14 protein-coding genes and 1 tRNA gene are annotated in these 14,444 nt (G+C 57.3%); 2 read left to right on the forward strand and 13 right to left on the reverse strand.

Going from position 1 to position 14,444, the window contains the following annotated elements; translation table 11 throughout:
• Nucleotides 1-141 precede the first annotated feature (141 nt).
• On the reverse strand, nucleotides 142-1,548 hold the full coding sequence (glnA, locus tag AC2FMY_RS05770) for a type I glutamate--ammonia ligase (protein ID WP_496744027.1): 1,407 nt from the start codon (nucleotides 1,546-1,548) through the stop codon (nucleotides 142-144).
• A gap of 35 nt (nucleotides 1,549-1,583) precedes the next feature.
• Nucleotides 1,584-1,922 (reverse strand): P-II family nitrogen regulator, encoded by a 339-nt coding sequence (locus AC2FMY_RS05775; protein WP_480749791.1) that lies wholly within the window; start codon nucleotides 1,920-1,922, stop codon nucleotides 1,584-1,586.
• A gap of 168 nt (nucleotides 1,923-2,090) precedes the next feature.
• On the opposite strand from AC2FMY_RS05775, the gene AC2FMY_RS05780 reads away from it, so the two are divergent.
• Nucleotides 2,091-3,716 carry an NAD(P)H-hydrate dehydratase gene (locus AC2FMY_RS05780; protein WP_496807117.1) on the forward strand — a complete coding sequence of 542 codons (1,626 nt, stop codon included), beginning with the start codon at nucleotides 2,091-2,093 and terminating at the stop codon, nucleotides 3,714-3,716.
• 78 nt (nucleotides 3,717-3,794) lie between these two features.
• Nucleotides 3,795-3,879, forward strand: a tRNA-Leu gene (locus AC2FMY_RS05785).
• Nucleotides 3,880-4,003: 124 nt separating this feature from the next.
• Here the strand turns inward: AC2FMY_RS05785 and AC2FMY_RS05790 are convergent.
• From AC2FMY_RS05790 to AC2FMY_RS05840, 11 genes are all read right to left on the reverse strand, one after another.
• Nucleotides 4,004-4,462 carry a prepilin peptidase gene (locus tag AC2FMY_RS05790; protein WP_496807118.1) on the reverse strand — a complete coding sequence of 153 codons (459 nt, stop codon included), beginning with the start codon at nucleotides 4,460-4,462 and terminating at the stop codon, nucleotides 4,004-4,006.
• A gap of 11 nt (nucleotides 4,463-4,473) precedes the next feature.
• Nucleotides 4,474-5,199, reverse strand: a complete 726-nt coding sequence (locus AC2FMY_RS05795) for a helix-turn-helix transcriptional regulator (RefSeq protein WP_496744023.1) — start codon at nucleotides 5,197-5,199, stop codon at nucleotides 4,474-4,476.
• Between the two features lie 517 nt (nucleotides 5,200-5,716).
• Nucleotides 5,717-6,718 carry a type II secretion system F family protein gene (locus AC2FMY_RS05800; RefSeq protein ID WP_496744021.1) on the reverse strand — a complete coding sequence of 334 codons (1,002 nt, stop codon included), beginning with the start codon at nucleotides 6,716-6,718 and terminating at the stop codon, nucleotides 5,717-5,719.
• A 13-nt stretch (nucleotides 6,719-6,731) separates the two neighbouring features.
• On the reverse strand, nucleotides 6,732-7,703 hold the full coding sequence (locus tag AC2FMY_RS05805; protein ID WP_480749795.1) for a type II secretion system F family protein: 972 nt from the start codon (nucleotides 7,701-7,703) through the stop codon (nucleotides 6,732-6,734).
• Nucleotides 7,704-7,705: 2 nt separating this feature from the next.
• On the reverse strand, nucleotides 7,706-9,091 hold the full coding sequence (locus tag AC2FMY_RS05810; protein ID WP_496744019.1) for a TadA family conjugal transfer-associated ATPase: 1,386 nt from the start codon (nucleotides 9,089-9,091) through the stop codon (nucleotides 7,706-7,708).
• Nucleotides 9,092-9,104: 13 nt separating this feature from the next.
• Nucleotides 9,105-10,319 (reverse strand): CpaE/TadZ family protein, encoded by a 1,215-nt coding sequence (locus tag AC2FMY_RS05815; RefSeq protein ID WP_496744017.1) that lies wholly within the window; start codon nucleotides 10,317-10,319, stop codon nucleotides 9,105-9,107.
• Between the two features lie 22 nt (nucleotides 10,320-10,341).
• Nucleotides 10,342-10,998 carry a TadE/TadG family type IV pilus assembly protein gene (locus AC2FMY_RS05820; RefSeq protein ID WP_496744015.1) on the reverse strand — a complete coding sequence of 219 codons (657 nt, stop codon included), beginning with the start codon at nucleotides 10,996-10,998 and terminating at the stop codon, nucleotides 10,342-10,344.
• Nucleotides 10,995-11,498: a TadE/TadG family type IV pilus assembly protein gene (locus tag AC2FMY_RS05825; protein WP_480749799.1), complete on the reverse strand. Its 504-nt coding sequence runs from the start codon at nucleotides 11,496-11,498 to the stop codon at nucleotides 10,995-10,997. The genes AC2FMY_RS05820 and AC2FMY_RS05825 overlap by 4 nt, the downstream gene beginning before the upstream one ends.
• Before the next feature lie 4 nt (nucleotides 11,499-11,502).
• Nucleotides 11,503-12,951: a pilus assembly protein TadG-related protein gene (locus AC2FMY_RS05830; protein WP_496807119.1), complete on the reverse strand. Its 1,449-nt coding sequence runs from the start codon at nucleotides 12,949-12,951 to the stop codon at nucleotides 11,503-11,505.
• Between the two features lie 24 nt (nucleotides 12,952-12,975).
• Nucleotides 12,976-13,779, reverse strand: a complete 804-nt coding sequence (gene cpaB / locus AC2FMY_RS05835) for a Flp pilus assembly protein CpaB (protein ID WP_480749801.1) — start codon at nucleotides 13,777-13,779, stop codon at nucleotides 12,976-12,978.
• A 252-nt stretch (nucleotides 13,780-14,031) separates the two neighbouring features.
• Nucleotides 14,032-14,444 (reverse strand): Flp family type IVb pilin (locus AC2FMY_RS05840; protein ID WP_496807120.1); only part of this gene is annotated, 413 nt, incomplete at its 5' end.

The raw sequence follows: 14,444 nt of genomic DNA on the forward strand, positions 1-14,444 counted from the left end.
AAATGCGCTGAGGCGGGCGAAGAAAGGTCATGAAACTGTTCCATAGCTGAAATCCGTGACCAAGCGTATCGGCGGAGCCGTAAAGGTCAACGAAAAAGGGCGCCCTCACGGACGCCCTTTCGGTCATAAGCAGACTGCCGGTCAGCAGCTGTAATACATGCCGAATTCCACCGGATGCGGTGTATGTTCGTATGTGTGAACCTCTTCCATCTTCAGGGCAATATAGCCGTCGATCTGGCTCTTGGTGAACACGTCGCCCTGCAGCAGGAAGTCGTGATCCGCCGCCAGGCAATCCAACGCTTCGCGCAGGCTGCCGCAAACGGTCGGGATACCTTCCAACTCTTCCGCCGGCAGGTCGTACAGGTTCTTGTCCATGGCTTCGCCCGGATCGATCTTGTTCTTGATGCCGTCCAGACCGGCCATCAGCAGTGCGGCAAAGCACAGATAGGGGTTTGCCGACGGATCGGGGAAGCGGGCCTCGACGCGCTTGGCTTTCGGGCTTTCGGTCCACGGAATACGGACGCAACCCGAACGGTTACGGGCCGAATAGGCGCGCAGAACCGGGGCTTCAAAGCCGGGGATCAGTCGCTTGTACGAGTTGGTTCCGGGGTTGGTGAAAGCATTCAGCGTCTTGGCGTGCTTGAGGATACCCCCAATGAACCACAGCGCCTCGTCCGACAGATCGGCATATTTGTCGCCTGCGAACAACGGCTTGCCGTCTTTCCAGATCGACATGTTCACATGCATTCCCGAACCGTTGTCACCATAGATCGGTTTTGGCATGAAGGTCGCGGACTTGCCATAGGCATGCGCCACGTTGTGGATCACGTACTTGTACTTTTGCAGCTCATCTGCCTGTTTGGTCAACGTCCCAAAGATCAGCCCCAGCTCATGCTGGCACGACGCAACCTCGTGGTGGTGCTTGTCGACCTTCATGCCCAGTCGCTTCATGGTCGACAACATCTCGGAACGCAGGTCCTGTGCTTCGTCGGTCGGGTTGACCGGGAAGTAGCCGCCCTTCAGACCGGGACGGTGACCCATGTTGCCCATCTCGTACTCAGTGTCGGTGTTCCAGGACGCATCGGTCGCGTCCACTTCGTAGGACACCTTGTTGATCGAGTTCGAGAACCGCACGTCGTCGAACAGGAAGAACTCGGCCTCGGGTCCCATGTAGGCCACGTCACCGATGCCCGACGCCTTGAGATAGGCTTCGGCCTTCTGCGCGGTACCGCGCGGGTCGCGATCATAAGGCTCTCCGGTGTCGGGTTCGACAACGGTGCAGTGAATGCAGATGGTCTTTTCCGCATAGAACGGATCGACATAGGCGCTTTCAGTGTCGGGCATCAGTTTCATGTCCGATGCCTCGATCGACTTCCAGCCCGCGATGGAAGAGCCGTCGAACATGAACCCTTCGTCCAGAAAATCCTCGTCCACCAGGTCTGACACGATGGTCACGTGCTGCAGCTTGCCGCGCGGGTCGGTGAAGCGGATGTCGACATATTCGGCACCCTCTTCCTTGATCAGCTGAAGAACTGCGTCCTTGCTCATTCTTTTAGTCCTCTGTTTGAGATCTCGTTTGTTTCTTACAGCGCGTCCGAGCCGGATTCGCCGGTGCGGATGCGGATGGCTTGTTCGACGGGCGAGACAAAGATCTTGCCGTCGCCGATCTTGTTGGTCTTGGCGGCCCCGATGATCGCCTCGATTGCGGCATCGACCTGATCGTCGTCCAGCACGACTTCGATTTTCACCTTGGGCAGAAAATCGACGACATATTCGGCGCCGCGATATAGTTCTGTGTGTCCCTTCTGGCGGCCAAAGCCCTTGACCTCAATGACACTCAGCCCCTGGACACCGACGTCCTGCAGCGCTTCTTTCACTTCGTCCAGCTTGAACGGCTTGATGATCGCTTCGATCTTCTTCATCGGAGTTCCCTCGCAATCTTGTCAGGCTGGCTCAGATCACGTCTAAGATCGGGCGGCAACGCGTTTGCGGAAATGCGAGGTGTTTGGCAGCCTGAAACCGGGCTTGCGATCAAACTTTGATCGCAGTGCACAAAAAATGCGCGAAAGTGAATCGCGGGGAGAATTGCGATGACGGAATTGCTGACGGCGGCGCAGATGCGGGCGCTTGAAAAGGCCGCGATCGAGTCCGGTGAGGTGACCGGGCTTGAGCTGATGGAACGCGCCGGGCGAGGTGTTGTCGAGGCGATTTTCGAGGAGTGGCCGGAATTGGACAGGCGAGGGGCCAGCCCCTCGCGCTCTCCGGAGTATTTGGACAAAGATGAAGAGAACGCTCAGCGGGCCGTTGTGCTGTGCGGGCCGGGCAACAACGGCGGCGACGGGTTTGTCGTGGCGCGGTTGTTGAAGGAGCGGGGCTGGGAGGTGGAGGTGTTCCTGTATGGCGATCCCGAGAAACTGCCGAGGGATGCGAGGGTGAATTATGAGCGGTGGTGCGCCCTGGATGTTGCCTGTAAATGGGACGATGGTGCTGTCGAAGAGGCGTTGGACAATCAAGAACATGACTTGGTTGTCGATGCTCTGTTCGGTACTGGAATAACACGGACGATGCCGGACGACATTGATCGCGCTTGGCACGGCTTTGTACCGACCGTTACGCATAGACCGCAAAGTGACCGACGGCCAAAATACGTTGCCGTCGATTGTCCCAGCGGTCTTTGCTGCGATTCCGGAGCAAATTTTGGAGCTTTTCCAACTGATCTAACAGTTACGTTCCACGCTCCCAAGCTTGGGCACTACCTGTTGGGGGATGGTCATTATGGCGGAGGTCCCGGACTGTCGAATAAAATTGTTGTCGCTAATATTGGACTAAATTCCAACGCTGCACCTACGGAGGTCCAGTTGATTGATTTGCCTGAGAGCAGTGGTTTTCGTGGAAAATGGGCTGGTCAGCACAAATACAGTCACGGCCACGCATTGATCCTTTCAGGCGGTACTGGAAGAACCGGTGCGGCGCGTTTGGCGGCGCGAGGGGCACTGCGGATTGGGGCAGGGATGGTGACGCTGGCGGTGCCGCCCAGCGCGCAGCAGGAGGTTGCTTGCCAGATCACCGCGCTGATGCTGACGCGTGTCGAGGGCGCCGATGGGTTAGCGGCAGTGCTGGGGGATACCCGCCTCAACGCGCTCTGCTTGGGGCCGGGTATGGGCGTCGAGCGGGCGCGTGATCTGGTGCCGGTGGCGATGGCCGCCAAACGCGCCACGGTGCTGGATGCCGATGCGCTGAGTGCCTATGCCGAAGAACCGGCAGAGCTGTTCGCTCTGTTGCATGAGACCTGCGTTCTGACCCCGCATGGTGGCGAGTTTGCGCGCCTGTTCCCGGACATCGCGGCAAGCCTGGATGCGGAGCCCACGAAAGGGCCGGCCTATTCCAAGGTGGACGCGACGCGAGAAGCGGCGAAGCGGGCGGGTTGTGTTGTTCTGTTCAAGGGGGCGGACACGGTGATTGCGGCACCGGATGGGCGCTGTACGGTCAATTCGGCGCATTACGACCGGGCCGCTCCGTGGCTGGCCACCGCCGGAACTGGCGACGTGCTGGCGGGATTCATCACCGGCCTTCTGGCCCGCGGCTTTGCCCCGATGCAGGCGGCGGAATCGGCGGCCTGGCTGCATGTCGAATGCGCGCGTGAGTTTGGCCCTGGTCTGATCGCCGAAGATCTGCCGGAACAGTTGCCGAAAGTGTTCCGAATGCTTTCCTTGTGAGAGGGCAAAATTCCCCCTCGCACTTGGTTGAAAGCTTTGTTATTGAGCGCCTCATTACAGGGTTCTGTCCCTGTTCGTGCGGGCGTGGCGGAATTGGTAGACGCACCAGATTTAGGTTCTGGCGCCGCAAGGTGTGGGAGTTCGAGTCTCCCCGCCCGCACCATTATTCACCGTTTGACGAACGGTTTCCTTTACATTGTACCAATTGAAGACGCTTGGATTTTGGGCGCGGCAAAACAAGTGAGAGATATTCGAACCTAATTCACGATCAAAAAGTCGGTGAATGCTCACCCCAACAGAATGAGTTGTCCGATGCCCGCTATTGCGATGGCAATCCCCATGGGGAAATGGCCTTTTTGCGAGACACTGGTCAAACCCGCGCCTTGAAATACAGGAAGCCTTTGCATCACGACTGTTAACAGGCTGCCGATCAGCATCGCCGCCGAAAAAATGTAAGCAAAGGAAATTAACCCACCGGTCGGAACGAACAGGATCAGGACCGGAAGCATTTTGGTATCTCCACCGCCGATCAGTCGAAGAGAAAACAGTACAAATACCACCAGGAAAGCGATAGAGGCCGCTGCCAACCGCCACACAACCATGTCGAATGGAAGGGTGAGGCTGAACGTCACGAACAGCACCAACCCGCCCAACGGCAGAATATTTGGGATTTTCATATATTTCACGTCGCAATACGCGACGAGGCTCATCAGGAGGCAAAACATTGCTTGGAAAAACGGTGCCATTGCCGATCGCCTCAGCCAAATTGTGCGCCGACGGCGTCATCCGAGGTGAAAGGTTCAACTGACATCAGTTGATAAATCAGCTCTGCCTGGTTCTGCACGCCGGTCTTGGCGTAGATATTCCTCAGATGTGTGCGCAAGGTCGAAGTGGAAATTGCCAGGGCCTTGAGAATACCCTCGTTTGTCTTTCCACGGTTTAAAAGAACGCAAACTCGGTACTCGGCGCGACTCAGGCGGGCGGGGTTTTCGACGCTCAGGATAGGTTTCCCATCCAGCGGCGCCGTGTCATTGGGTGTCGACCGCAAAAGAGCATCCATGAACAGCCCCTTGGCGCGGTTGCCCCAGGTTTGTGCCAGCGTTTCCGCCAAGATGTTCAAGACGGCAAGAATTTGGGGCGGCACGGCCTCTGGAAAATGGAGTTCCAGCAGATCCGATGTCATGTCGTTGCGGGAGAGCGGTATAACGATCAACTCTCTCAACCGACGGTTCAGGTGAAACTCCATCAACGATGGATCGAATTCGTCGTAAAGCGTCGACTTGGCCCAGGTGGACCCGGGTTTGGCCTGATCCAGATATGGGCCGAGCAGGGTACGGGAATACGATCTGCACGGTCCGTGGCCGGTGGTCGGTTTTGCATCGTAGGAAATAGTCTTGGGAAGCGCGCGTGCCGTTTTTGGCACGCGCGCAAGCACCACGATTTCGGCGCCGAGGCTTTCGGCGATGCTATGAAGAGCATCCATCAACAAAGCTTTGGAGTGAAGGCATTCACACCATTTCGCGACTGCCCCAATCAGGCGGGCTTCGGAAGCGAGGTGGTTATGCTGACCTTCTGTGCGGTCGCCGTAAGAAAACATTCCTAACCCCCCAGGTCAGGTTACTCGTGAACAATGACCTCCACCCGAAAACAAACAGGGCCGAGGGTACAACAACCAAGTTGTGGCGAACTTGGTCACTATACATTGGCGAATAGTTTGAAAGGTTTCTACAAAATGGAGGATTTTCGATTAAATCTGCTGTTATTGAGGCCTGCGGCGAAAACAGTCGAGCCGGTAGTTGCGGATTATTCACGTATTGATGGAATCCGATCCCTAAAACTCCGTCAAAACTGATTCACGCCGCTCTCCAATTGGATACGTAGTTAACGTTGGGTATTGGGTTTGAGCGCGTCACAAAAGTCGCCACACTATCAAAGTGTGGCGACCGCTTTTGTGGAACGACGTGACGCAGGGTGTATGTCCGTCGAATGTCAGGTGAGGATTAGCCGGAGAAATATCGAATATAGCGAATGACATTCGGGCCGATGGTCAGCATGATGAGCGCTGGCAGCATCAGCGCCGCCAAGACAGCAGACATCTTGACCGGCAGCTTGTTTGCCATCTCCTGTGCTTTCATTTCGCGGTAATTACGCAACTCGTCCGAATAGGTCGAAAGCGCCTGAGACATGCTGGTGCCGAATTGCATCGACTGCTGGGTGACTTTCGCAAATGAACGTACGGTATCGACACCGGTACGGTCGGCCATGTCCATCAGTGCGGCATCCCGTGGGCGGCCCGCCTGAACTTGGCGCTGCGCCGAAAGGAACTCCAGCGAGATCTCGGGTGAGATTTCGGTCAACTCGTTACCTACACGGGCCATTGCGGCGTCGAATCCAAGCCCTGCTTCGACGGAGATGCGCATCAGATCCAGCGCGTTCGGAAAGCCTTCCTCGATCTTTTGCGTGCGCTGCTTGACCTTGTTGTTAAGCCAGAAATTCGGGCCGAAATAGCCGGCGCCGACGAGAAATGCCAGGAACAGCTTGATTTGAAAGTTGGTCAAACCGGAAACAAGGGCCGCTAGGCCGCTTGGGACCGACGCGCCGGGCATCTTGGTGATGACGACCAATGCCAGAAGGAGACCAGGAAGGATCAGGCCCAGAACGGCTCTGGTGATAACAAAGTACCGCAATGCGTTGGGCGACGTGAAACCCGCGCGCAGCAGACGCTGCTTGAGCTCCGAGCGCTCCTTTTCGTTTCCCGGAGCAAAAGCTTTGGTGAAACCGTCGAATTCAGCGGTAGGAGTTTTAAGGATCGCCTTGTCAAGACGCGCCATGTTGGGCGCGCCCTTTAAAGCCGCAATACGCGTCGCTGGTACGCTCTTGCGCCCCATATTCGCTGCGATGCTCCAGAAAACGAGTACTATTCCGATCCCCAGTCCCGAGAGGATCGTGATCTCAGGCGAGATTTCCATTGATGCCGCTAGGCTTTGGATATTGTTGAACATGGCTTTCGTCCTCTCAAATTCTGAAATTGACGAGTTTTTTCAGGAAAATCAGATTCAGGGTGGTCAGAACCACCACTGAAATGGCCATCGGCAGGAACAGCGGGTCCTCCATGACGCCCCGGTAATAATTTGGCGCAGTGATCGAGGTGAAGATCCCGATGATCACGGGCAAGGCTGACAGAAACCAGGCGGTCAGCCGGCCTTCGGATGAAATCGCACGGATCTTGCGCCGCATTGCAATCCGGTCGCGGATCACCCTGGATAGGATTTCGATGACGTTGACAAGATCGCCGCCGGTGCCGTGCTGGATGCCGATGCTTGCTGCCAGATAGTAGACATCTTCGATATCCACGCGCTGGGCGAACTCCTGAAACGCATCTGGCAAGTCGTCGCCATAGCTTATCTGGTCAAATACGATACCAAATTCGGTTCCGATCGGGTCGGGCATTTCTCGCGCGATCGCGCCAATCGAGTTGCTGAGTGGATGGCCGACCTTGAGGCCGCGTGCAAGCATGTCCAATGCATCAGGCAGTTGCTTGGTCAGCTCATCGGTACGCTTTTTGTATTTGATTTTGACAAAGCCGACCGGGCCGACAAAGCCTACCAGAATGGCCAGCACAAGAGCTGCGGTGGGGCCGAGCGGGTACAAGGCGAATGCAAACACGCCAAAGCCGAGCAGCAGGCAAAGAAACGTGAACTTGTCGATTCCGATGGTCAGACCGGACTGATGCAATTGCCGGGGCAAATCGCCCACGAACGGTACTTTTTGCCAGAAACCGCTGCTTTGCTTTGGTTTCAGCAGCGCCAACACGTCTGCCGCGTCGTGGCCCTTGGCCAACATCTTGAGACGGCGTGTTTTCGCTTCGTTGATTTTTTCCCTCCGACTGGCCAGTTGTGCCATGCCGGTGAAGGCAAGCAGCGTTCCCACTGCGATGCCGGTATAAACGAGATACGTGAATTCCTGTTGTCCAGCGAAGATTTCCATGATCACGCTCCCTTGGCCAGGAAGGTCGAAAGATCAAGGTCGATACCGGCGGCAACCAGATCGTCCATGCACTGCGGACGAATGCCGGTCGCGACGAACTCGCCGATGATCTCTCCGGTTTCCGATTTGCCCAGTTTGCGGAACACAAAAATGTCCTGCATGGTCACCACGTCGCCTTCCTGGCCGGTGATCTCGGAAATGCTGACGACACGGCGTTTGCCATCGGCCAGACGGGTCAGTTGAACGACAAAGTTGAGGCCCGACGAAATCTGTGCGCGGATGGCGCTGAGCGGCATGTCCAAGCCGATCATCGTGACCATCTGCTCGATCCGACCTATGGCATCACGAGCCGAGTTGGCGTGCACTGTGGTCATCGATCCGTCATGGCCGGTGTTCATTGCCTGAAGCATGTCGAATGCTTCGGCGCCACGAACTTCGCCCACGATGATGCGGTCAGGGCGCATCCGCAACGCATTGCGCACCAGATCCCGTTGCAGCACCGCGCCATTGCCCGAGGGGTTCGGCGGGCGGGTTTCCAGTCGCACGACATGTTCTTGCTGTAGTCGCAGTTCGGCGGCGTCTTCGACGGTAACGATGCGCGAACGATGGTCGATGCCGGCCGAAATTGCGTTCAGCATGGTGGTCTTGCCCGAACCGGTGCCACCCGAGATCAGAATGTTTTTGCGCGCTTCGACCAATGCCATCAGGAACTTGGAGGCGCGCTGGTCCAGCGAGCCCGATTCAATCAGGCGGTCAAGCGTCAGAGGTGTCTCGGAAAACTTGCGGATCGACATGCTGGGACCGTCGATGGCGCAGGGGCGGATGATGGCGTTGACACGGCTTCCATCCTCGAGACGGGCATCCACCCAAGGGTTGCTTTCATCGACGCGGCGACCGATGCGTGACACGATTTTGTCGATGATGCGCAACAGGTGCTTTTCGTCCCGGAAGCGCGTGTTTGTGCGTTCCAGCACGCCGCGGCGCTCCACGAACACGTCGCGGTGGCCATTGACCAGAATGTCATTGATCGTCGGATCGGCCAGCAGTGGCTCAAGCGGCCCAAGGCCCAGAACCTCGTCCATCAGCTCATCCACGATCCGGCGGAAATCATCCGAGCGAAGCGGGTTGTTTTCTGCAGCCAGAACCTCGCTGGTCAGCGCGGCGACCTCGCGGCGCAGTTCCTCGGGCGCAACTTTTTCCACAACCGAAAGGTTGAGGCGATCCAGCAGGGCTTCGTGCAGGCGGCTTTTGAGTTCCAGGAACTTTACCAGCTCCTTTTCTTCTTCCGATTGCTTGGCCACTATCACCGGTTTTACATCTTCGACCGGACGCAGATGAATGGCCTTTGCAGTCGCTTGCTCGCTGCTATTTGAAAAATACTTGAACATTTTTACCCCCTAATCAGGCTTTCGCAGTCGCGACTGCAGTGTTTTCCTTAAGATCTGCAGCGATCTGTCTTCCCATCTTCGCAAGCGCTGCGGTCAGCGCCGATCGCCCGGCTGCTTTCGATAGCGGTTGACCGCGATCGACAGCTTCGCGAGCTGCGTTTTCGTCATGCGGCAGCCAATAGCGGAGCGGGCGGCCCAGGATCGCCGAAGCTTCCTTGTGATGACTGGATTGAACCAGCGGCTTTTTCTCGTGATTGACCACCAGATCAATCTGAAGCGTTGGCACATCCTCGGTGAAGAAATTGGCCAGGCGCAGGCATTGCTGAACGGACGGAACCGCGCTGTCGGTCACAAGGCACATCCGGTCACTCATTTCGAGCACTGGCGACAGCCAGGGCACCAGGGCGCGAGGCAGATCCACGACAACATAGTCGTATTTGCTGCGCAGAACGTTAAGCAGGGATTTCACCTGCTCGGGGCGCAGGGAATCCACGGGCGCAAATCCAGTTGGTGCTGACAGGACATCGACCCCGTTTTCGGCCTTTACCATGGATTGTTCCAAGAATGTGGCGTCGGGCATGGTTCCCTCAACCGCCATCTGGAACAGAGTTTCGTTCGGCTGCACGTCCAGAAAGCTGCTGATCGCGCCGAATTGCAGATCAAGATCCACCAGCGCAACGCTGTTGGTCGGCACCTTCTTCATCATGCCACGCCGGTCCAATAGCTGGTCGGCCACATTGACGGCGACGGTGGTCGAGCCGATCCCACCACGCGCTTGCGCGACGGAGATGATTTTCCCAGCGCGACCGGAATCGGCAGATCCGAATGCGATTTGATTGCCCACATTCATTGCCTTGCAGATACTGTTGCGCAGATCATCGGCATTCATGGAGATAGGCAGCACGTCGGTTGCGCCGGCATCGGTCAGTTTGCGGGCATCGCTGAACAGGATGCCATCATCGCTGAGCGCGATGATCGCTGCATGTGTGCCTCCGCCCTTGCGAATGGCGCGGATCGCTTCGACATCGTCCGAAGCTGCAGCTCCGGTCCGGAACACGATCACATCGGTCGAAGCGGCGAGTCCGGTGGCCTTGCCGTTGATCTGGGGCAGGGTTGCGTTCAAACCCGTCACTTTCAGCGAAGCGTCGGTGCCCAGAGCGGCTTGCAGGCTGGAGTGAACCAGCGGGTCGTCTGATACGACTGCAATTGTCTTATGTCTCTGTTCCATTTTACTATGCTCCTGTCTGAAATTATCCGCTGGTGCCCATTGCCAGGTCTTCACCAGGCATCGATGCACTCATGGAGGGGAAGGTTACGGAGGCCCCGAGATCCGGGGAGGACGTACCTCCGGCCAATGCCACCAGCCCCCCTAGCGGCGAAATGAATTCAAAAGTTTGGTTTTGCACCTCAACTGTAACGATCGGCGTGAACGGACCGCCCAAGAAGCCAAGGTCACTGTCGTAAGTGTAGGAAAAGCGCAGATTGGAAATCGTGCTGTTGATCGGCATTGATCCTTGAACGATGTCCCAGATCTCGCTGGCAGTGTCGTTGGTGGAGTCTCCGCTGCAGCTGATCGTTCCGACGTCGGCACAGACATTCGCGCCGCTGCTGCACATTGTGCCAAAGTCGGGCGCGGTGGAGCCGTTTTGAACCGGTCCGCGGCGGTGCACGTTCGGTACGCCGGTGCAGGCCGGTGGGCGAACAGCGGCGATGCGGGCCGCCACATGCATGGCTCGTTCGGCGGCAGCGTAGTGCATGCTCATGCGGCCAAAATCGATCAGGCCAAAGAACATAAGCAGGAAGATCGACAGGACAACAGCGAATTCGACCAGTGTCGTGCCGCTTTCATCCCGACGCAGGCGTGCCAGTTGCTGGGCGAGGCGGTATTTTCTTGCAATATGTCTCATGCTCCAAATACCCGTGACTGATCCGAAATGACGGTGTTGACGTTTTGCAGGTTGCCCCCGACCAGTGAGAAGACATCGGCAAAGGGGAAAGTGACCGACAGGTTCGCAGTGACCTGGATGACCGGCGCGGGCGAAACGCGGTAGGTTCCGGCGACGCAGTTCAGGCTGAGCGAGACCGAGTTGACGCTGATCCCAGACGGGAACGGCGAGGTGCCGTCGATCCGGTTTCTGACGATCTCTTCGGCCTTGGTCGTATAGGTGCTGACCGCTGTGCCGCCGCTGCACATATCCTTGGGAGCGACGCGGGCCAGATAGCGCGTGGCGTCACGGACGCCTGCGTTGACATTCTGATAGGCCCAGAACAGACGACCGCCTTCGATGGTTACGGCGAACAGAACCAGCATCATCGGCATCAGTATGGCGAATTCGACCAAGGCGGCGCCGGATTCGTCGCGGCGGAAATCCGACAGTTTCTTGCTATGGAACAGACGAGACAACATGGGATCACCTGTAAAGCTGGACAACGTCGTGGAAGAGAGAGCCGGCACCGGGGCTGTATTCGCTGGCGCTGCCGACGACCTCGCCCCAGATGTCAACGGTGGGAGGAGAGGAACCGTCATCGCCGACAGGCTCGGTCAGGAAGATCTTGAAGAATTCCTGGACTGGCACGTTGGTGGCGGCTCCGTTGATCGGGTTGGCAGAGCAATCGATACCGGCGGCGATGATCACGCGGCGATCCGGATCACTGCTTTGATTGTTCGAGCACATCGGGCGACCGGTTTCGGCCTTGCCGGTCAGAAGCGGAGCGGAGGAACTGGCGGCCGCGTTGATCTCGGCAAGGTAGTATTCATACCGAGTTGTGGCGGAAGGGTGCGGATCAGTGCCGTCGTAGTTCATATTGACATAGGCTGTTCGGCCTGCGTTCCAGCTGCCGTCGCCAAATCGGCTGCAGCCACCGCTTCCAAAGCAATCGTCGCGCGGCATGCCCATTGTATCAGGCGAGATCTCCTCATTTCCGCTGATGCAGGTGTTGCCGGTGCCGGGAACAATACCCTTGATCACATTTGGGGCAGGCGGGAAGTTCGCATTGTTCTTCTTGCCATTCATGATCGAGCGGTAGATATCGAAGCGCACGTTATAGATGGCGTTCTCGATGCCGACTTTCTGGCCCGGTTCGATATCGACGCCGCGCATGTTGAAGCATTGCGTGATGCTGCCCTCGGCCCCGATCAGGCAGGCGTCAAGGTTCACACCGCTCAGACCGGCGCAGGGGCCTTCGTCGTCGACCAAAGTCTTGGCCGGGTCGAGGAAGCCGAAATCGCCGGGCCCCCAGCCCGCGCCATTACCGCCAGAGCGCAACAGGATCATATCACCGATATTCTCGTCCGCCTTATAATTTGAATCGGGCAGGCAGAACATCATCGGGGTCACGTCGCAGGCATATTGGGTAAATCCGGCGATTGCCGATCCATTGGCCCAACTGTCTGGCATTGGATTTCCGGTCAGGGCGGCGAAGACAGCGCCGAACGTTGCGGCGACTGTCGAAGGTGTGGTCTGAACCAGAACATATGCAGCTTCGGTCGCATCCGTGGTGGTCGCTGTCACGACATCGGTGTCATCGGCGGGAAGGTCAGACAGAAATGTCAGGGTAAAGTCGGTATTGCCACTCAGCTGGCTGCCGCCGCTGCCGAAAGTCTTGTTGTCGACGATCATGTTCTCGGCGGCTGCGGTTGCCCGGATGATGGCGTCGGCACCTCCGTCCAGCTCTCCGGCGGCGGCCAGGGCGACGTGATCGGCAAAGGACTGAAGTTCGGTCCGGGTGATCGCGGTGCGACCGACGTCAAAAGAAAGTGCGACGATACCGAAGAAGATGGCAAACGATACCCCCCAGATCACCAGCATCGCGCCGTTTTCGTCAGAGGCGAGGCGTTTCATGGTGTTGGCGGGTTTCATCTGTCATCTCCTCGGCAAATCGTTTCAGCGCAGTTCGGTAACGGTCACGTCTGTACCGCGGCGAACGACGACGGTTTTGATCGGTGCTTGTTCCGGCACCGGCGACAACTCGCGCAGAACATCGCTCAGTCCGATGGATTCCAGCGGTTCGTCATTGGCCGCCTCAAGTGTGCGCAGCGTCAGGCTGAGCGTTCCTGCGCGCTGGGCGAGCGCCAGGCGCTGGCCTTCTTCAGGCGTGACTTCGACGGTGACGGTACGGGCGACACCGGGCGCGTCTTTTTGCTCGTCCGCTTCCTGATCAACGCCGATGATGCGCTTGTTCTGCAGGATCGTGACGGTCTTCAGGTCCTTATTGGCACCGTGCGTCAACAGGATGTCGACGAAATCGCCCGGCGTGACAAAACCGCCAACACCGGACTGGGCGTTCACGTTGATTGCCATCGCGCGGTTGTTGGCGCTGATGGTCTGAACGATGGTGACTTTTTCGCCAAAGTTCGACACCTTGTTGGTCAGGATCAGCTCACCCTGAGAGATTGCGCGCTTGGCGCGGCGAAATTCCTTGCCTTGGCTTGGAAGCAATGTGTCGTAGGCGGTATAAACGCCGCTTGGCAGCGCTTCTTTCGGCCAGGCGATAGTGGTCAGTTTCTGGGCGTCCACGACTTGGCCAAAGTCGATGTCCTGGGCGGCAACGATGACGTTGACGACCTTTTCTTCTTCGACGGCTTGTCGTTTGGCATATTCATTCTCGATGTAGTCACGGGCCAGATACACCGAGCCCGCTGCAACCCCCAGTCCGGCGACGAATGTCAGGAAAGAAGAGAAACGCATGGTGGTCTCCAATATTGTTGGTCGGCGCTCTTGATGCCGTTGATCAAATGGCCCGGAGGGGGCGTTTCACCGCTGACTTGGCAGCCATGTACTGATTTGCGGTGAAACGCCCTGTTCAAATCCGTTCGAAGTCGCACTCTTTAAAAAAACTATGGATAACGGTGACGTCTTGCGGATTTGCTCCGGGAGGTGTTGCCGCGAAATCTCCAAGGCCGCGGCAACAATTTCATTTGAGAAAGTGCTTCTCTAAAGTTACGGCGTGGTTCCGCAGGTCGGCACCGAGCCGTCTGCATTTGGCATACAGTTGCCAGCGGCAGTCATCGAACCTGCGACGTCGCCTGCCAGCGTCGAAAGCGCGCCGGCGCCCAATACGACCGCCAGTGCGATTGCGATGCCGTATTCGACCAGAGTCGCACCCGACTCATCACGACGCAGACGCTTGAAGGTATTTGCGATAAAGTTTTTCATATCTTGCTCCAAAAAATGTGGGTCGCCCCAGGTGTTGGGGGCGATGGTGAGTTCGCAGACGATCCACCCCCTGGAAACGCTGCTGACACCCACATTAGAGGACCCGAATATGACGCCGCGTCGTTCAAGAGGATCAGATTTTCCCCTTTGGGTTGAATCTTTTTCCTTCAAGGTCTTTTGAAATCGTGGATTTGAAA

The organism is Ruegeria sp. YKSE079 (genome assembly GCF_059612845.1).

Coding starts and splice junctions, on each gene's coding strand:
- glnA (WP_496744027.1), bottom strand. CDS start 1,548: ATGAGCAAGGACGCAGTTCTTCAGCTGATCAAGGAAGAGGGTGCCGAA.
- AC2FMY_RS05775 (WP_480749791.1), bottom strand. CDS start 1,922: ATGAAGAAGATCGAAGCGATCATCAAGCCGTTCAAGCTGGACGAAGTG.
- AC2FMY_RS05780 (WP_496807117.1), top strand. CDS start 2,091: ATGACGGAATTGCTGACGGCGGCGCAGATGCGGGCGCTTGAAAAGGCC.
- AC2FMY_RS05790 (WP_496807118.1), bottom strand. CDS start 4,462: ATGGCACCGTTTTTCCAAGCAATGTTTTGCCTCCTGATGAGCCTCGTC.
- AC2FMY_RS05795 (WP_496744023.1), bottom strand. CDS start 5,199: ATGGATGCTCTTCATAGCATCGCCGAAAGCCTCGGCGCCGAAATCGTG.
- AC2FMY_RS05800 (WP_496744021.1), bottom strand. CDS start 6,718: ATGTTCAACAATATCCAAAGCCTAGCGGCATCAATGGAAATCTCGCCT.
- AC2FMY_RS05805 (WP_480749795.1), bottom strand. CDS start 7,703: ATGGAAATCTTCGCTGGACAACAGGAATTCACGTATCTCGTTTATACC.
- AC2FMY_RS05810 (WP_496744019.1), bottom strand. CDS start 9,091: ATGTTCAAGTATTTTTCAAATAGCAGCGAGCAAGCGACTGCAAAGGCC.
- AC2FMY_RS05815 (WP_496744017.1), bottom strand. CDS start 10,319: ATGGAACAGAGACATAAGACAATTGCAGTCGTATCAGACGACCCGCTG.
- AC2FMY_RS05820 (WP_496744015.1), bottom strand. CDS start 10,998: ATGAGACATATTGCAAGAAAATACCGCCTCGCCCAGCAACTGGCACGC.
- AC2FMY_RS05825 (WP_480749799.1), bottom strand. CDS start 11,498: ATGTTGTCTCGTCTGTTCCATAGCAAGAAACTGTCGGATTTCCGCCGC.
- AC2FMY_RS05830 (WP_496807119.1), bottom strand. CDS start 12,951: ATGAAACCCGCCAACACCATGAAACGCCTCGCCTCTGACGAAAACGGC.
- cpaB (WP_480749801.1), bottom strand. CDS start 13,779: ATGCGTTTCTCTTCTTTCCTGACATTCGTCGCCGGACTGGGGGTTGCA.